This window comes from Aliivibrio sp. S3MY1 (assembly GCF_028765575.1).
In the GTDB taxonomy this organism is placed as follows: domain Bacteria; phylum Pseudomonadota; class Gammaproteobacteria; order Enterobacterales; family Vibrionaceae; genus Aliivibrio.
This window is the reverse complement of sequence record NZ_JARACO010000012.1, coordinates 1-18,743: the sequence shown is the minus strand read 5'-3', so window position 1 is coordinate 18,743 and position 18,743 is coordinate 1. Positions and strand designations below refer to the sequence as shown.

14 protein-coding genes and 1 other RNA gene are annotated in these 18,743 nt (G+C 39.0%); 4 read left to right on the top strand and 11 right to left on the bottom strand.

Going from position 1 to position 18,743, the window contains the following annotated elements; translation table 11 throughout:
* Positions 1 to 4 precede the first annotated feature (4 nt).
* The 8 genes from PVK62_RS09670 to smpB form a co-directional block, all read right to left on the bottom strand.
* Positions 5 to 3,376, bottom strand: a complete 3,372-nt coding sequence (locus PVK62_RS09670; RefSeq protein WP_274449391.1) for a type I restriction endonuclease subunit R — start codon at positions 3,374 to 3,376, stop codon at positions 5 to 7.
* A 99-nt stretch (positions 3,377 to 3,475) separates the two neighbouring features.
* Positions 3,476 to 4,768, bottom strand: a complete 1,293-nt coding sequence (locus PVK62_RS09665; protein WP_274449390.1) for a restriction endonuclease subunit S — start codon at positions 4,766 to 4,768, stop codon at positions 3,476 to 3,478.
* A 9-nt stretch (positions 4,769 to 4,777) separates the two neighbouring features.
* The gene (locus PVK62_RS09660; protein ID WP_274449389.1) at positions 4,778 to 6,454 is read right to left on the bottom strand and encodes a type I restriction-modification system subunit M; all 1,677 of its coding nucleotides are present in this window, start codon (positions 6,452 to 6,454) and stop codon (positions 4,778 to 4,780) included.
* Between the two features lie 174 nt (positions 6,455 to 6,628).
* Positions 6,629 to 9,040, bottom strand: coding sequence for a DEAD/DEAH box helicase (locus PVK62_RS09655; protein ID WP_274449388.1), 2,412 nt, complete (start codon positions 9,038 to 9,040; stop codon positions 6,629 to 6,631).
* 130 nt (positions 9,041 to 9,170) lie between these two features.
* A complete protein-coding gene (locus PVK62_RS09650) occupies positions 9,171 to 9,437 on the bottom strand; it encodes a helix-turn-helix transcriptional regulator (protein WP_274449387.1) in 267 nt (88 codons plus the stop codon).
* 623 nt (positions 9,438 to 10,060) lie between these two features.
* Entirely contained in the window at positions 10,061 to 11,284 is a 1,224-nt protein-coding gene (locus PVK62_RS09645; protein WP_274449386.1) for an integrase domain-containing protein, read from the bottom strand.
* A gap of 183 nt (positions 11,285 to 11,467) precedes the next feature.
* Positions 11,468 to 11,834, bottom strand: a transfer-messenger RNA (tmRNA) gene (ssrA, locus tag PVK62_RS09640).
* A gap of 71 nt (positions 11,835 to 11,905) precedes the next feature.
* A complete protein-coding gene (gene smpB / locus PVK62_RS09635) occupies positions 11,906 to 12,391 on the bottom strand; it encodes an SsrA-binding protein SmpB (protein WP_122036405.1) in 486 nt (161 codons plus the stop codon).
* Between the two features lie 101 nt (positions 12,392 to 12,492).
* Here smpB and PVK62_RS09630 point away from each other — a divergent pair, with 101 nt between their 5' ends.
* Together PVK62_RS09630 and PVK62_RS09625 are read left to right on the top strand one after the other, a co-directional pair.
* The gene (locus PVK62_RS09630) at positions 12,493 to 12,930 is read left to right on the top strand and encodes an SRPBCC family protein (RefSeq protein ID WP_274444189.1); all 438 of its coding nucleotides are present in this window, start codon (positions 12,493 to 12,495) and stop codon (positions 12,928 to 12,930) included.
* Positions 12,917 to 13,228 carry an RnfH family protein gene (locus PVK62_RS09625; RefSeq protein ID WP_122036409.1) on the top strand — a complete coding sequence of 104 codons (312 nt, stop codon included), beginning with the start codon at positions 12,917 to 12,919 and terminating at the stop codon, positions 13,226 to 13,228. Before PVK62_RS09630 ends, PVK62_RS09625 begins: the two co-directional genes overlap by 14 nt.
* 84 nt (positions 13,229 to 13,312) lie before the next feature.
* Here PVK62_RS09625 and bamE read toward each other — a convergent pair whose 3' ends face one another.
* The 3 genes from bamE to nadK all read right to left on the bottom strand — a co-directional run bounded on the left by bamE (position 13,313) and on the right by nadK (position 16,562).
* Positions 13,313 to 13,669, bottom strand: a complete 357-nt coding sequence (gene bamE, locus PVK62_RS09620) for an outer membrane protein assembly factor BamE (RefSeq protein WP_274444191.1) — start codon at positions 13,667 to 13,669, stop codon at positions 13,313 to 13,315.
* Between the two features lie 213 nt (positions 13,670 to 13,882).
* Positions 13,883 to 15,550 carry a DNA repair protein RecN gene (gene recN / locus PVK62_RS09615; RefSeq protein WP_274444192.1) on the bottom strand — a complete coding sequence of 556 codons (1,668 nt, stop codon included), beginning with the start codon at positions 15,548 to 15,550 and terminating at the stop codon, positions 13,883 to 13,885.
* 127 nt (positions 15,551 to 15,677) lie between these two features.
* Positions 15,678 to 16,562 (bottom strand): NAD(+) kinase, encoded by an 885-nt coding sequence (gene nadK, locus PVK62_RS09610; protein WP_274444193.1) that lies wholly within the window; start codon positions 16,560 to 16,562, stop codon positions 15,678 to 15,680.
* Positions 16,563 to 16,736: 174 nt separating this feature from the next.
* On the opposite strand from nadK, the gene grpE reads away from it, so the two are divergent.
* Positions 16,737 to 17,321, top strand: a complete 585-nt coding sequence (gene grpE, locus PVK62_RS09605) for a nucleotide exchange factor GrpE (RefSeq protein ID WP_274444195.1) — start codon at positions 16,737 to 16,739, stop codon at positions 17,319 to 17,321.
* Positions 17,322 to 17,544: 223 nt separating this feature from the next.
* The gene (locus tag PVK62_RS09600) at positions 17,545 to 18,504 is read left to right on the top strand and encodes a hypothetical protein (RefSeq protein WP_274444196.1); all 960 of its coding nucleotides are present in this window, start codon (positions 17,545 to 17,547) and stop codon (positions 18,502 to 18,504) included.
* Positions 18,505 to 18,743: the final 239 nt, after the last annotated feature.

Sequence of the window (18,743 nt, the reverse complement as noted above, 5' to 3'; positions counted from 1 at the left end):
GTGATCAGTTATTTTTCATAATACTAAAAATCTCAGAAGAATGCTGGCGAGCAACCGTCATATCCCACCCCCCAAGACCTCGTAAGATAGTTCTTATCGTCTTCTTAATCTCATTATGAATATCGGTTTGTTTTTTCCAGATTGGAGATAGCATAACTTCAGCGATATCAGGGTGTTTGAAAATACCTTTTGTCCATGCTAACGCTGCTTCTTCTTCTACTTGTTTTACTAAGTAGTTGAAAACAGATCGTTCGGTAGTTGTGCTTAACCCCATTCCTGATGGTTTTGCATCTCTATCACGCACGCGTTGAGTAAATAATTCTAATTGCTCTAAGAAGAGAGCTTGCTCAATACGGCCATCACGCTCATCTTGGATCAGCTTTTCTAACTCTTCTTCTAGATCACCAAAGAATGCTGGATCTTTGCCTTTGCCTGTCTTAATTGTGTGCTTGAGCTTATTTTTCATAACCAAAGCAGCACTGCCTGCACTTTTCTGCTTGCGAAGTAAGTCCATATCGGCAGCATCTAAAATTGATATTTCACGACCGAGTAAGCTTTTAACTTCACTTGCTTCGATATGTTTATCTAGCATATTTTTTAAAAGTTCAGATTCAGAAGCTGTAATACGCACCGCATCGGCAGTGTCTGGCATTTTATTGCGTAATTGCAGTTTAATTTCATTGAATACTTTGAAATAGGGCTGATAAGGTGCCCCTCGCTCATCTGGAAGAACCATATCTAAACGGCTATTGAATTCAGTTAGAGCGACGAGAAAGTCCTCAACAATATCTAAACGAATGCCTGGGTCTAAGTAGAGATCTGCATCCTCTTTATACGGCTCAGGCTGTTTTACTGGGTGATGTTTTTTAGGCAGAATATCTGAAACTTTAGTAAGAGCCGCTTGGAGTCTCGGTAACTCAGCTTCTACATCTGTCCATACTTGGTCGGGTTGTACATCACCGCTGTAAACTTTTAGAGCGTCATCAAGATATTCAACAACGCCAAAATAATCGACGATATAGCCAGCATTCTTACCTTTACGAGTACGGTTAACACGGGCTATAGCTTGGAGTAGAGTGTGCTCCTTTAATGGTTTATCAAGATAGAGAGTGCTGACAATAGGAGCATCCCAGCCAGTTAACAGCATGTCAGAAACAATGATTAACCCGATATTATTGAATTTGGTTTCTTCTTGTGTGTTTGCTGATTCATTACTGTAAGAGAGCTTAAACTCATCGTTAACCAAACTTGGAATATTTTCTGATGGTACAGCGACAGGTATTTTACCTTCTTTCACTTCTCGTTTGACGCGCTCTTCAATGGTTTCAAGTTTTGTTGTCGAGCCTGTTGTGTAATGAGCTTGTTGTTCACTAATGCCTGTACGCTTATCTGTCATACTACCAAGAGAGATAACCACTCGGCTTTCAAAGGTCGGTAGACCTTTGTCTTTACGTTCTTGCATGATTTTGTTCAGGACATCTTTATAGCGAACGGCCATATCACGCCCATCACATACCAGCATCGCTTTAAAGCCACGAGGACGTACGCTAGATAAGAAGTGTTTGACTAAGTGAAGGGCGTTCTCTTCAATACGGCTAATGGCACCACGACGTTTTTTAAGTAACTCTTGTTTGAGTTTTTTCTTACGAGCGAGAGGCTCTTTCCCGAACTGATCTTCAAACGCTTGTTTTAGCTTACCGTCACTGCCCCATTGCGCCATGCCCTCAAGATACTTGATCGGAAGTGTTGCGCCATCGGCAACCGCCTCGTCGAGTCGGTAGGTGTCAATGTAGTCTTTACCACCGAACGTACCTAAGGTTTCTTTGTCATCTTTGAATAGGGGAGTACCAGTAAATGCAATGAATTTTGCATTAGGTAAAGAGGCACGCATAAACGCCGCTAAGAACCCATATTGGCTGCGATGAGCTTCATCAACCATAACAAAAAAGTTTGGTTTGGTACTTAATACTCGAAAGTCGACTTTTTCTTCGCTGACGAGTTCCCATTGTGCTTTTTTAGGGGAACCATCAGCCGCTAATTGGCTATGAAGAACATTGTTTTCTTTTAATATCCAGCATTGATCATTACCTGCATTATCTTTACGTAATACTCGTCTTACGCGGCTTTTTGAGTCGGTTTCTGCATCATCAAGTTCTGATTCTTTAGCGGCTTTAATTTGCTTACCGTCGCTTTCCTGAAACTTTTGTACCGTAGAAGTAAAGATAGCGCCGTAGTCATTGCTGAGTAACGCCTCTAAGCCTGCGACTGAATTTGCTTTTGCTGATTCAAGCCCTATATTGGTGAAAGTGTTGTGAATTTGGCGATCGAGATCAGTACGGTCGGTAAGAACCAGAATACTAGGGTTATTAAAGCCTGAAATTTCCGCACGCATTAAGCGAGCAAGAAGTGCCATCGTGAGCGATTTACCGCTGCCTTGGGTATGCCAAACCACACCACCAATTTCTTTACCTAATAATTCAGGATCGCGGCCTTGTAAACGAAGTAAGGTTTTTTCTACTGCACGCCATTGCTGGTAGCGCGGTAGCTTTTTAATCATGATGCCTTTTTCAACTTCATACATCGGGTAGAAGCAAACAAGACGAACAAAACGAGATGGTTCAAACAGTGCCCACAGGAGCTTGTCTTGCTCGGACGGTGTTTTACCTAGTAGATTTTCTAATGTTTCTAGAACAGTGTTCTCGTCAGGTTTTTTCGGGTCAAGTTTGTATGTGAGATAGAACTGTTCAGGCGCACAAATTGCCCCGTATTTGGCTTGGCTACGGTTAATGGCGGCACATACCATGTTAAACGCGAAATGCTGGGTAAAAGAGCCTTGATAGCCATCGATTTGTGCGATGCCTTTACTGAGCTTAACAGCGCTACTTTTACATTCGATAAGGCCAAGTGGTAAGCCATTAATGAACAACAGCAGATCAGGCTTGAATTGATCCTCATTGGCATTTTTGCCAATGTATTGGTCGACCACATGGAATGCATTACTTTCAGTATCTGTTTGATTAATAAAGCGGATGCTGCGTGGTTGACCGTGTTTATCTTTTTGTTGTAGGTTGGATTGAAAGAGTGCATCTCTCCAAAAGGCGTGGTTAGCGAGCATCAAGTCATTACTATGTTCAAACCAAATGTCACGCAGTTGTTTGATTGCCTTATTTGCACCGTTAGGCACTTCGATAAGCCAAGGGTTTAGTGCATGTAGCCTGTCAGTCAGTACCTCTTCTAAAATCACAGGCTCGGTTTTGTGTGCCTGTTCAACTTGGCTTCCCTTGATATGGGTATAGCCGAGCTGTTTTAGCCATTCAATCGCAGGGCGTTCTACTCCGACGAGTTCTGGTTTCGATGATTCAGCCTGATCTGACATGGTGCGTTCCTTTCTTTATTATTATTGATTTTTTATTGTTTTTATTAATTCGGTTTGTTAATAAGATGCCTTCTGATGAAGGCATCATTACTCGAATGGTTAAGCTGTGTCTGTACTATCTAACGGTACTCGCCATTCGCCAGTTAACAGTTTTTGCATTAAGCCTTTTTTTAATTGCTGTGTTTCGGATTTTTGTGTTTCGAGAAGATTTAGTTTATCGCTTACGGTAGAAAGAATTTCTACGATAGAACACTGTTCTTCAATAGAAAAGACAGGAATCTTAAAGCTTCTTATCTGCTGAAAATTTAAGCCTTCACGATTACCGCCAGCTTGTAGGTTCCATATCTGTTTTTGACCAAGGTTTGAGTTTAAGAACCAGCCACAAAAATCTGGATCTATAGATTCAGACGTTCTTATGATGCAGACATGCTGATTAACATTACCTTCGTCAAAGTCTTCAGGCAAAACGGCACAGCGGCCAATAGAAGCTCCTGTTATGTTTAACAACACATCTTTTGGCTGTAGCTTTGAGCCTTTCATCTTGTCGTGTTGTTGTTCCGTAATGAACGCAACATCATCAAGCTTAAATTTACCAAATAGGACGTTTTGGCTTCGAATTAAAGGTATACCTGAGTCAACATAGGCTTTGCTGCCGCCTTTTGGTGTTACTCCGCTACCGACTTTGATTGTGTGTTCTCCAAGGGTTTCAACTTCCCAACACTTAGGCATTTTACCAAGCGGAGAATCTTGAAACTCACTATGCGGCAGCCAGCTACCATCTGAATCTTGAACACCAACGCCTTGTGAAAACAGTTTTTGCATTAATCCCGTTTTGAGTTTTTCGGTTTCAACTATCTTTTGGTTGATAAGGTCAATCTTCTTATCAACGGTTGATAGGACTTCTGCGATTTTTTGTTGTTCTTTGAGTGGTGGAACCAACATCTTTAGTTTTTTTATATTTTCAGCGTTTATATTGATATTCGCGTTACCTTGACTAATTGCTTTAATTTGAGCTTGCGTTAGTTCCGATTCATAAACTTGACCAACATAGTAACTATTAACCTGTTCATTAAATCTAAAGCGAATTAAATAAGATGCGAAAATGGTTCTCGGTGGTTCAATTTTCACAATTCCATATCGACCAATGGCTCCGCTTCGTGCGAAAAGAAAATCACCTTTGCACACTTTGAATGCTTGGTAGTCTTTTTCTGAAACATCTAATTTAGGCATTGAGCAAAAATTTACTTTCGGATTACCTAAGTCAGTAATGCGAGCTAGTAATACTCCTTTGCTTTCGTATTGCTGCTTAGTGTAGTAACCTTGTTTATGCTCTACAGTAAAATCACCAATCGACATTATTTTCCAGCCATTTGGAACTGAAGCAGTTAACATACCTTCCTCCTACAATCCCAATAACTTCAAGTGATTTTGTAACTCTTTATCGGTATTCACTAGTTTTTCATTTATCTCGTCTAGTCTTTCAAGTGTTGAAGTAATACATACAGTTTCTTCTTTTTCTGAAGTATCGATATATCGACTGATATTGAGGTTAAAGTCGTTTTTCTTAATCTCTTTAATGTCGACCACTCGTAGGTATTTATCTACTGCGACGGAATCAAGTAGTTCGGAAAGTTTATCTTCCGTTTGCTCCCCAGCCTCTACGAGTGTTTGCTTCGCCTTATTGTATTCAGTCGTAATGCGTTTAATATCGACTTCACGAAGAAAGTTCATCGCTTTACCTTCGCCAAATTCAGCAGAGGCATCAACGAAGATAACCTTGTTCTTCAATGCTGTAGGCTTGTTTTTATTGATAATCAGTACTGCCGCCGCGATACCTGTATTGAAGAAAAGCGCAGGCGGCAAGCCAACTACACCTTCAATCAAGTCGCCTTTAAACTTATCTTTACCAACGAGCATGCCTTTACGAATTTTACCTTCATCGCCTTCACGGAAAAGTACACCGTGAGGAACAACAACACCTATTCGACCATCATCTTTAGTCGAGGCTATCATATGTTGAAGGAAGGCGAGATCGGCCTTAGTTCGTGGTGCTGTGCCAAGGCTAAAACGACCAAACTTATCTTTAAGGTCTGTGCTGTATTTTATGTTTCTCTCTTTGCCGTTATCACCAATAATCTTCCCACCATTTAACTCTAATGGCTCCCACCAATTTTTGATTGAAAATGGCGGGTTTGCGATTACTCGGTCAAACGTTTGTAAGCCTTCACCACTTTTGTGCAGCGGGTTAACCAAGGTATCACCACGTTTGATGTCACCATCTAGGTTGTGCAAGAACATGTTTAGCTTGGCAATCGCCCAAGTCCCTAGATTTTTCTCTTGGCCGTATAATTTACAGTTGGGTTTCCCCATCACTGTGCCATTTTCTTTATAGTTGTCTTTGATATGACGAGCAGATTCAACCAACATGCCGCCACAGCCGCAAGTTAGATCATAAATTTCATGCCCTGGTTGTGGGTCAATCAGTTTTACTATCAGTTCTACCACTTCATGCGGGGTATAGAATTCGCCCCCTTTTTTCCCAGCATCATCAGCAAACTTGCCAATCAAATATTCATAGGCATCACCTAATAAATCCGCTTTATAAAGGTTATCGTTGCCCAATTTATATTGATTGAAATGGCGTAATAGACGCATTAAAAGTTCATTGCTGAGCTTTTCTTTATCGCCGAATTGAATCGCTGTTAGCACTTTTTCTAACGTTGGGTTTTGTGTTTCAATCTTAGCGAAGGCTTCATCAATAGATTCACCAATATTTTCTGATTTATTCGTTAAGCTTTCCCAACGAGCTTCTTCAGGCACAAATTGTTCTGGGTTGTCTTCTTGGATGATGTCCATCGCTTCATCAGCATTACACGCTTCTTCTTCGATAATGGCTTGTACACGCTCGTCAAACACGTCAGAGAGGCGTTTAAGGAAAATAAGACCAAAGATATAGTTTTTGAAATCTGAGCTGTCTACGGTGCCACGCATGATGTTAGCGCTGCCCCAAAGCCATGTTTTAAGTTCTTCAAGGCTGATTGTTTCGACTGTTTTTGTTGTCGTTGTATTCGTTGTCATAATAATCTCTATGTCGCTCACGGCTCGCCCTGTTGATTGCTGGGCAAAGAACAAAATTTGTGGGCATTATAACGCAATGTTTGGTCTTATATGTGTTTATTAAATCATGAAATTGAAGCGAGACTTGCGGGAAGGTACGACTCCTATGACGTAGGGCATCACAGGAGAAGAGGGTTAGGCAGCTTTATCTAAATTATCGCGTTGTTCGGTATCTATGCGTGCATAGTGGAGGGCGTATGAGCTTAAAAACACTTTGGCTTTTCCTGTTCCTCCGCTGAAAGGGGTTATTTCTAAGCCAAGCGATGTAAGTAAGTTTTTAATATAAGTTGTCGCTTTATTGGTTTTTTGAGCTTTGTGTAGTGGTTGAATAATGTGATAACTCTTATCTAACGCCCAGTTGAGTACATCTTTATTCTTATAACAGAGCGCCACTATCTGACGCACTTCATCTCTGTGTATGCAAAAACTAGGCTTTTCTTTAGAGAAACAGTGTTCTTTTAATATGTACTTAAAGATAAAGTCAGCGGCTCGCTGATGTCTTGTTTCTCTTCTAGTTTCTGCTTTTTCAGATTGAACAAAAGGCAGCAAATTAAAAATGGCTCTGTTTTTTAGAAATTCGAAATGAAAAAGAACATCTTTCTCTGATATCTCATCCAGTTGGTAGTTATTCTGAATACTATACTTAGTTAGTGCAGCCATATCAGAAGCGCTTCGTTTGTCTGTGGACAGCAGCATCGCAGCTTGTGAAGACGCTAAAGACGGAGATGTAACAATCGTTTTTACCATTAGCTTTCGATAGGATTTTGACTCATTACTTACGCTTTTCGATGACATGATTTGTGAAAGAAAACTGGATGGTGCTGAATTCGTTTTGAAACCTAGTTCTTGCAATGTTAGATGTAAGTTTAAAGCGAGTGGACTATTAAAGCGATTTTTCACATTGCTAAATTCTATTTCTAGTGCGTCAGTTGGTTGGGTGTGAATATGAATGTTGTATTCAGTATCTTTACTTTTTTGACAGATAAAATCTTGATAAGCATCAACGGCAAACCAAATTTGCTTTGCTGCTCGGAATCGTCGTGCGAAGTTGACTAGTTCTAGTGGCATTAAGGTTTTATCGCAGAAAACGACGACTCTTTTAGTAAAATCAGTAGTGATCGAAAAGCCAGAACCCAAACAAGGAGAGGCAAGTATAGCTCTATATTTATTGATTTCTTTATTTGGGTTAGCAAGGAAAGCACTTTGTTCTGGCAATCCTTTATTGTCACCGTGAACAATGAGTACACCATCTTTAAGTGCTGCTTTTTCACAATCAAGACCGTTTGAATCTTCGTAACCCAGAGCTTTAGTTACTTGACGTAATGTTACCAATGAATCAAATAGAAAAACTTTATCACTCAGTAGTTGATCTTTTAAGTTAGTATTTGAAATATATTGGTTTTTATCCGTGATCACAGCGTCAATCGTTGTGTAAGGATTTTGTGAGCACTTTAGAAGAGTAACATCACCTCGTAGTCGACGCAGATAACCAAGGCTAATATCAGATAGGTCTGCATCACCCACAATCAGTTGTGGAATCGTTTTAATTATCTGAGATAAACAAGCAAATACGCGCTGTTTAGGCAGTTGTTTACTCTCTTTTGAGCATACAATGGTACTTAGCACTTTTTCAAACTCATCAATGATAAGAATGTCTGCTTGAGCAATAAAGCTACGGATATGTTCTTTCCAAATACTATTTACGACAACGCCCATTGCAGAAGATTGTTCAATATGATCAAGATTAGGATTGTTATAGCTAACAGCCTGATTGTCATCGCAGTATTGCTGAACTAAGGCCATTAGATATGAAAGGTATACTACTTTCTTATTGTTTTCTCTTGCCGATTTGATTATAGGCCCAAAGATGTATTTTGTTTTACCTGTCCCTGTGGCAGATCTGATGGCTAACGTCGGAGTATTATCGATAATCTGTTTACAAATAGGAGAGTGTAAGCTGTTAATTTCGATAGTATTTGTTTGCATTGACGGAGACATGAATGTTCGAACATTTACTAAGTTAAGAGTAAGTTGTTGATTGAGTGCATGCATTAGGTCATCAGAAATGTTTGATTGTTCCAAATTGGCATGATAGCTATTTAAGCATGACTGAGCGGTTCCATGAATTAGAGGTATCATACGAATCACTTTTTCTGCCAACCACTGAAGTACCTCCGAACATGGTTCTATTTGATGGCATAGAGTTAGGTAGCTAATGGTGTCTTGGAAATTATTAAGAAGGTAATGGGTATTTGTTGCGTTATCGTACAGTGAAACTCTCGCCTTACTGCGGTAATTATCTTTCATAATGCTAGCTGTAAGGGATGGGAATGTTTTTGAATCGATGACTAGTGTGATTGAGTAGCCAGCATCACGATAATAGTTGACGACGTAAGTAAGATTGTTCTTGTTGTTGCTAAGAGCAACAACTCGATGATTTTCAGGCTGGTATGTAATTTTTGATGTAGCAAGAATCACAACAGATGTTTTTGCTGATGCTCGGATTAGTGTGTGTTCAGTGATTTGAGATTGTGCGATAACGTTCATTTTATTTTAATTTCCTGATTGAACGTAAAAGTGCAAAGTTACTAGGTTATATATATAACTAAAAAACTTTGCACTTTTACCAGCATGCTAAAGCATGCAATAAACAATATTTTGATTTGTGAGTTAAACGTTATGCAGCAAGTGCAAAGAAGCTGTTATCTAACAGTGATTGACGCTGTTCGATAAGTTGAGACACGACATGTTGTAGGTTCTTACCTAGCACCATGCTAGCGATGATGGTATCGATTTCGTGTGATAAAAATCCAACAGAATTCGCACCGAGTGGGATCGATGGTGGAAAGGTGCCGTCGTTGATTTTGCGATGTAGGGTAGCGCGAGAGAATGGAACGCGTTTTAGGACATCAGATTTGCGTTCGATTTTGATTTGAGTGTTCATAACAGATATTACCTTCTACAGATATGATCTGCACTAATGCTATGCAAGCCTATTAATAGAAATAGGGTAACTCATCTTAATTTTCAGATGAATTTATGCGCAATGACCCAATGCTTTTGATACTTATCAAAATAAAGTGGATTACTGTAATTACCTCAAGACCTTAAATAATTAGTAATGAGTTGGTTAATAGGTGTTAGTGCTAAATCTAAAATAAATAACTAAATAAATTTTCTGTAGTCTGCCTTTGTGGCAGGAGACCGTTTAGGTCGGTAAATATCTGTTCTCCTTAAGGATTTATTTTAATTTCTTGAACGAGTAATGTTTTATTCGAGATCCTTTTTTTAGTCAATATTAATTTATTTAAATTGAATGCTTTATGTGATGCAGGTCTCAATATTTGTAGTGGGTGAGTAAGAACTGTACAGGTGGTTAGTCGGCTTCTTATGTCTTTGATAGGTAGGTGATTTTGGCTATATTCGCTCTCATAGTTAATGAAAACGAAAAAATACGTCGTTTGCGTAACACAAACGGCGTACTCGATTTTTTATTTATTAATATTATTGTGTTATTGAATTGCGCAAAATACGTAATTTAGAACATTAACTATTTTTACAGAAAGTCTATTTGGGTTTTGCGATCGTATTTACATTTCTAGATGCATTGAAAATGAATTCGCTCCACCATTCCATAATGGTTCGTCGTTCTTCAAGGTATTCAGCATTATTGTATATGTCGCGTATCGTATTTGAATCAACGTGTGCTAGACAGAGTTCAATTGCGTCTTTATTGAAGCCATTTTCATTAAGTGCTGTACTACCAATAGATCGCATGCCGTGACTTACTAAAACCCCTGACATTCCAGCTCTTTTAAGAGCCATATTGATACTTTGACTGTTTATATGTTTACCAGTAGGTTTATCACTTGGGAATACATATTTTTGCCCAAATGAAATAGGCTTCATGAAATTCAATAACTGAATTGCAGCATATGAGAGAGGTATTTTATGATCTCGCTTCATCTTCATTTTATCTCGACTAATCACCCATAAACGGTTCTCAAAGTCTATTTCAGCCCACTCAGCGCGAGCGCATTCAACGGGGCGAGTTAGAGTATGAAGTTGAAACTCAAAAGCACAGCGAGTTATGTGTTTGATGTTTGCTAAGGACATCTTTTGCATTAAGACATTTAGATCATCAGGTTTAATGGTCAGCATATGCTCGGCTTTGGGTTTTTTGAATGCATGCCTAATGCCTGACAGCGGATTAGATTGAATTTTTCCACAATTAACCGCGTAGTTCATGATTTCATTAAGTCGCTGGCAAACGCGTTTAACTGTTTCTAATGTGCCTTTGGCTTCTATAGGTCTTAAAATCTGAATAACAATCGGCGCTGTGATTTCATTGATTGGTAGGTTGCCGATATTTGGAAATGCATGAAGCTCTAGAGAGCGCCAAATATCATCAGCGTAATTATCTGATACATCATGCTTCTTAACTTCAAACCATTCTTGCCCGACGGATTTTAATGTGGAAGACAGAGCTATTTGAGCGCTGATTTGTTGATTGTCGCGGTATGTTTTAGGATCTATCCCTTCAGCGACGTGTTGACGCATTGATCTCGTTTTCTCTCTTGCTGAGGCAAGAGTTATATCAGGAAAAGCACCTAAGCCAATATTTTTACGTTTTTTAGTAATGGGATGAATGTAATTGAAAATCCAAAGCTTTGCGCCATTAGGTTTAATTCTAAGGTATAAACCATTCCCATCAGCAAGCGAATATTCTTTTTCTTTTGGTTTTGATTTATTGACTTGGGTTGTAGATAAGGGTTTGATTTGTCTAGCCATTTATTACTATCCTTTGCAATGTAACAACAGAATTGGATTTAATCCTGTGATGTTGCAAAGAATGTTACTAAAGAAGTGAGATTAAGTGAATCTTAATGATACTTGGTGAGACGCTTAAAGCTAGATATTACAAGGCGTTAGAATAGAAAACGGGACGTCCTGAGACGTCCCGTTACTAGTGATTGGTGGAGCTGGGGGGATTTGAACCCCCGTCCGAAAACCGTTCACCGTTGGCGCTACATGTTTAGTCGATCTTTAATTTCACCGTAAAACTGCGAACCGACACGCTATCTTATGGCTAACCTGAATTATAATTCGAACTTCATCTCTCAGGTGGGAGAATCCATTCTAGTTCGTTTGGGTTTGATCCCCTGTTATTCCCCGTCTTACAAACGGAAGCTAGGGCAGGAGAGCTCTGAGCAGGTTATTAAGCTGCTAGTGCGTAGTTTTCGTCGTTTGCGACTATTTTTTTGCGGCTTTTTACGTGGCCAACCGCCCCACGACATGCTCCTCGGGTTTCAAAATTCCCGTCGAATCCTGAATCAGCCCCAAAGTTGTTACCAGATGATACTAACAGAAAAACAGCGTCTGTCTAGCTAGTATCAGTCTAACTGGTTGAAATTAACGCAAACTACTCTTCATAATTCGTGCTTTATCTCTATTCCAGTCTTTTTCTTTTGAATCTGTACGTTTATCGTGCAGTTTTTTACCTTTAGCTACGCCAACTTTGATCTTGGCCCAAGAGCGAACCCAGTACATTGTTGTTGCAACGAGTGTCATACCTTCACGGTTTACACGACCAATAAGGTTATCAATTTCTTTACGGCTCATTAGTAATTTACGAACACGTGTTGGATTCGCTATAACATGAGTCGATGCGGCTTGCAGTGGTGTGATGTTCATACCACTAATAAAAATTTCACCATCGCGAACATACACGTAGCTTTCCGCGATATTAACTTTACCAGAACGAAGAGATTTAACTTCCCAGCCTTGGAGTTCAACCCCTGCTTCGATTTCATCTTCAATGAAATATTCGTGGCGAGCTTGCTTGTTCATAGCAATGGTATTACTGCCCGCTTTATCTTTTGATTTTTTCTTTGCCATAATGCCCACATTATACGTTATTAGTTGAGAATAGGGGAAGTAGTTTGGCTCTTAACATCAAGATGGTATGATGCAACCCTCTATTATGTAAAGGAGAATTTATGCCTCAGGTTAGCCGTTCTGCATTAGTACCGTTTAGCGCAAAGCAAATGTATGATTTAGTCAATGATGTTGCCTCTTATCCTCAGTTTTTACCTGGCTGTTCTGGCTCTAAGGTAATCGAAGAGACAGAAAGTTCAATGGTAGCGTCAGTTGATGTAGCAAAAGCAGGCATAAAAAAGACGTTTACGACTAAAAATACTCTAATTGATGCGCAATTGATTGGGATGAATTTAGTTGATGGACCATTTAAATCATTAACTGGTGGCTGGCACTTTACTGCTTTGGATGAAACGGCATGTAAAGTGGAGTTAACGTTAGATTTTGAATTTACAAATGCCTTAGTAGCAATGGCGTTTGGTAAAGTATTTCAAGAGCTTACTAATAATATGGTCAATTCATTTACCCAAAGAGCGAAGCAGGTTTATGTCAATAATTAATGAGATGATCCATGTGGAAGTGGTCTACGCATTACCAACAGAGCAGGTGGTTTTTAAACTTGCGGTTAAAGCTGAACAGACAGTACAAGAGATTATCCAACAATCTGGCGTATTAGAGCGATACCCTGATATCGATTTAGACGTAAATAAAGTTGGCGTATTTAGTCGTAATATAAAATTGGATGCAACGATTAGAGATAAAGATCGTATTGAAATTTATCGCCCTTTACTTGCTGATCCAAAAGAAATTAGACGAAAAAGAGCCGAACAAGCGAAGAAAGAAGCGGCGAAAAAGTAGTTTATTTACTTAATTGTAGATAATAAAAAACCGGAGATCGTAAAACGATGTCCGGTTTTTTGTGTTTTAACGTCTTAAAGAAAACTAGATTTTCTCAAAGAAACTGTCACTCATTGGGAATACACCATCAAGGCTGGTTAAGTTACCATTGTCATCAAAGTGAACAATTAAGTTCTTTTGAATCGACTCTTCGTGGCCATGAGTGAAGAGGTAGACGTAATACCAGGTATTTGGGTAGCCTGATTCAACAAGCATTGGAGAACCCATAACATACTGTACTTGTTTCTTTGTCATGCCAAATCGCAGTTTATCGACGGCTTCCTGTTCGACGTAGTTACCTTGGGCAATATCGATTCGATATACCAAAGGTTCTAATAGCGAGCAACCACCCAGAAGCCCAATAGCAAGGGGTAGAGCAATGATCCATTTTTTGAATTGCATAGTTCGTACAGCTTAGCCTTTAAAATAATTAAACAGATGATAAACAAGCTAGACTAATAAGTAAAAAGGTTAAGCCTGTTATGCTGTGTTTTGACCCTAAATTTTGAATCAAGTTGCATTCTATTCATAATTTAAAAGATGGCTGGCATAAAAACGCCAATATCAAGGGGACATTGGCGTTAATTTAAAGATGAAGTCAGTGGTTATTGGTTGCTAAGCTGCGCTTAATAGCTCTTTTGCATTAGCAAGTGTATGGTCTGTTATTTGCGTCCCACCGAGTAAACGTGCTAACTCTTCAATGCGCTCTTCTGTACTTAAGGCTCGCATTTGGGTTTCTGTTTTTCCTGAACTCGTGTTTTTTTCGACAAATAACTGGTTGTGTCCACAGCCAGCAACTTGAGGTAAGTGAGTCACACATAGCACTTGGGTTGATTCACCTAAAGTACGTAGCATTTTTCCCACGACAGCAGCGGTTGGCCCACTAATACCTACATCAACTTCATCAAAAATCAAACTTGGCGTATCGACTTTCTGAGCCGTAATAACCTGAATTGCCAAAGAAATACGAGATAGCTCACCACCAGAGGCAACTTTTGCAATTGGGTGCAATGGCTGACCTGGGTTGGTTGATACTTTAAAGCACAGGGTATCAATCCCAAGTGGTGAAATTTTATTAACACCATCACTTTCAATCTGAATATCAAATACGGCTTTTTCCATACTCAATGTTTGCATGCTTTCGGTGATCTTATTATTTAACTCTTTAGCATAACGTTGGCGACTCTTTGTGAGCTTATGGGCTGCTTCTAAGAAATGCTGTTTTAATTCTTCAACTTCTTGCTCGCGTTGTTCGCGTTTTTCATCTGAACAATCAAGGCGCTCGTATTCTGCTAATAGCTGTTGATGGTGTACATACAATTCATCAGCAAGTACGTGGTGTTTTTTTGCCATTGACATAACTTTGCTGAATCGTTCCTCAACAAAGGCAATTTGTGCGGGATCAACATCAATGCAATCTAAATAGTTTTTAATTTCATGATTTGCTTCTTCTACTTGGATCATCGCTTCATTAAGCATTTCTGATAACGGAGCAAGCTGTGGATCAAGTTGTCCAAGTTGTTGAATATGATTGTTTGCATGTTGCAGCAACTGAAGGGCATTAACCTCATCGTTTTCATAAAGAAGTGACACGGCTTGTTGACAGTATTCAACCAAGTCACCAGAGTTTGATAAACGTTTATGATCTTCTTCTAGTTGAGCAAACTCTTCTTCACCTAGTGCTAAATCATTTAACTCTTTTATTTGATATTCGATCAGCTGCTTTTGAGCTTCATTCTGCTGAGCGTTTTTGATTAACTGCTTAAGAGAGTTATCAGCTTGACGCCACGCTTGGTAACGGCTGCGTGTCTTATTTAGTAAAGATACATGACCTGCGTATTGATCCAACATATTTAGTTGGTATTCAGGTCTCATTAATTCGTGGTGGGCATGTTGACCGTGAATATTGATCAGTAAATGGCCTAGTGTTTTTAATTGAGCAACAGGAACTGTGCTGCCATTAATAAAACCACGAGAACGACCTTCTTTGGTGATTACACGGCGTAAAATACACTCATTGCCATCATAGAGTTCATTGTCTTCTAACCAACGTTTGGCGTTAAGATTATTTTCTAATGTGAAGAGTACGGTGATCTCTGCTTTTTCTTCTCCTTGACGAACCATAGAAGCTTCAGCGCGATCGCCTAAACATAAACCTAGAGCATCAATTGCAATAGATTTACCAGCGCCGGTCTCTCCGGTAATGGTGGTCATGCCTTTGGTTAAATCAAGCTCTAATGATTTTACAATTGCGAAATGAGTAATTTTGATATGTGCCAACATAAGCCATTCTCTGTGAAATTTAAACACTAAAAACACTGTATAAAGAAACAGTATATACTGTTTCTTTATACAGTAAAGTTTAAATTAACTTTTTGTGAGGGGCTTATCTTTGTTTGTATTTAAAGATTTAGAAGAGTTTGCTTGACCAGCCAAGCTTATTTCTAAGTACATGATAATAGCTATAATCTTTAGGGTGGATGAGTTTTAATCGACTAGGGCTTTGGAATATATGCACTTCATCACCAGGGCTGACAGGTAATGAGACCTGCCCATCACAACTCACTTCTAATGCACTACGATTTTCTGGTGAAATGAATAATTTTATATGACGCTTACCTTCAACAACCAAAGGACGGCTTGAAAGGGTATGTGGAAACATGGGTACAATTGAAATCGCATTCAGGTTAGGTGAAAGGATTGGACCTCCACCAGATAAAGAATATGCAGTTGAGCCTGTTGGTGTAGAGATGATTAATCCATCAGAACGTTGAGAGAAAGCAAAGCTGTCATCAATATAGACTTCAAATTCGATCATGTGGGCAACCTGACCCGGATGAAGAACCACCTCATTAAAAGCGGAGTTGTGGCTTTTTATTTGCCCATGGCGGTGAACTTCAGTTTCTAATAAAAAGCGTTCTTCTTTAACAAAGTCACCATTTAATACCGCTTGCAGTGGCTCTTTAAAATTATCAGGGTCAAGATCGGTTAAAAAACCAAGATTGCCTCTATTAACGCCAATGACTGAAATATCGAAACGAGATAAAACACGAGCTGCGCCAAGCATATTACCATCACCACCAACGACAATAGCGAGATCGGCTTGCTCTCCTAATGTTAATAGGTGATTAAATCGATCATCAGGAATGTCAGGTAAAGCTTCACGTAAGCGATCATCGAGTAATACCGAATAATTAAGCTGCGTTAACCAATTATAAAGAGCTAAATGGGTTTTTACGGCGCTTGGATCTCTTGGCTTACCAATGATTGCGATAACGTTAAAGGCGGTTTTCATATCAATCATCCATCATTAAATGGGGAACAAATTTTACAATTAGCACTATTATGCTTGAATCGCTTTATTTAGTCCCCATAATAATGACAAAGTTTTAATTTGCGTATAGAGCGGTGCCTTGGTTTATATTAAGATCGTTTTATAGCTAGTCATCAGCATTCTGGAGAAGCAGTAATGAGTAACGAAGAGAAAAAAGTAAACGAAGAAGTTGTAGTTGAAGATCACATTGAAGCGGTTGGCACTGAAGGTGATGTTGAGTGGAATGAATCTACTGAAGATAACCAAGATGCAAAAGTTGCAGAATTAGAAGCGGCATTACTTGCAACTCAAGCACAACTTAAAGATCAGCAAGATGCGGTATTACGAGCAAAAGCAGAAGAACAAAACGTACGTCGTCGTGCGGAAGGCGATATCGATAAAGCGCGTAAATATGCGTTGAAAAAATTCGCTGGTGAATTACTTCCTGTTATTGATAACCTAGAGCGTGCTCTTGAGAATGGCGATAAAGAAAATGAAGCAGCAAAAGGGTTGCTTGAAGGTGTTGAATTAACACTACAAACGTTTATTTCAACGGTTGAAAAGTTTGGTCTTACTGTCATTAATCCAGTTGGCGAAGCATTTAATCCTGAACTTCATCAAGCTATTGGTATGCAAGCAAGCCCAGATCATGAGTCAAACACCGTAATGATTGTGATGCAAAAAGGCTACTCATTAAATGAGCAAGTACTTCGCCCTGCAATGGTAATGGTTGCTCAATAATCACTATTTTTAATTAAATTAAGTGACGATAAATGAAGCGAATTCAGCAATGGGTTCGCTTTTTTTTGTCTTTCTTTTAAGATAAGTCGTCTTCTTTTTTAGAAAGTGTGTTGTAAATAAGCAATGAGATTCAAGTTTTTAAATGTAATCACTTTTTTATCGTTATTTATTTTGTTTTTTACTACATTTTACACATCATGGATGAATGATTAGGAACGAATAAATGGAAAGAAAATTGAATATTAAATCTCTTTTAGTTGGTGTGCTTTGTCTTTACACACCGTTAAGTTTTGCTGAGCATGTAGTGGCGTCTGAGACTTATACCTCAATGGCATTAGCAAATGATGCCAAGTTATATAATGCACCAGAGACTTCAGCTTGGGCTCGTGGAGCCACTATTGTTCAAGGTATACCTCGTGGAGATGCTGCACCGTCATATTGGATTGATGAGATCATTGATAAAAGTATGACAACTTCTGATGCGTGGACGGGAATGACACAATGGTTCACTGTCTTTGAAGCGCAAGATAATACAGCAAATAATGTTCGAGTTGTTATTGGCGATGCTGACATGTGGTTACTTCAATCGACTGATGGAAGCAGGAATCCACTAACTGCAAAATGGGTTAATGCGACTGTCAATAGAGCATCCGTCTCTTGGGCTGCTTATTATTCACACAACATTATTAAATACATTGAAGATGTACCATATCGCCGTTCTGGTGATGGTTTAAAGGAGTATCAATTACACCCAGAACATTATCCATTGCATGGTGGAACGAATAAGGTTGCTATTGATGGCGAAAATGTCCTTGCTGCGTTTGTTCGAATGAAAGCATGGTTGGTTCCAGATAAATCACAAGGCAAGCAAGATATTAGTACGGCTAAAGTGTTAATCAGTACAGGAGCAGATTATTACCCAACGGTGAATACGTCGGTTTCTCATGGTGATTTATCTAATGCCAATTATTTACCCGGAGCTGGTGGTAGTCGTTTTCAATATTTAACCACGACACCAAAATGGTATTACATGGGAACCGTTGCGTCGGATGATTTACTGATTGTCGATGATAATAGTCCATACATTAAATCGGGTGGTAAAACCTTTTTAACCAAAGAAGAGTGGCAGAAAAACCCACCGCCAATTGATGTTGAAGAACTTAATTGTAAAAGTTTTGATTAAGTGGATATCGATTCATAATATTTTGAATGACAAGCCTGACATGATTGTTAGGCTTTTTTTTGTTCTGTTGAAAATAAAATTGATTTTTTTTTATTGTTTCCCTTGAATTGTGATTTAGCGCCCTTATTAATTAGTCATAGAATGAATTATGGGATTTAGTCCCAACCCTTATTCAAGTTGTTTTGGATAAGTTTAAATAGATAATTGGAGAGAACCTGATGGGTAAGATCATTGGTATT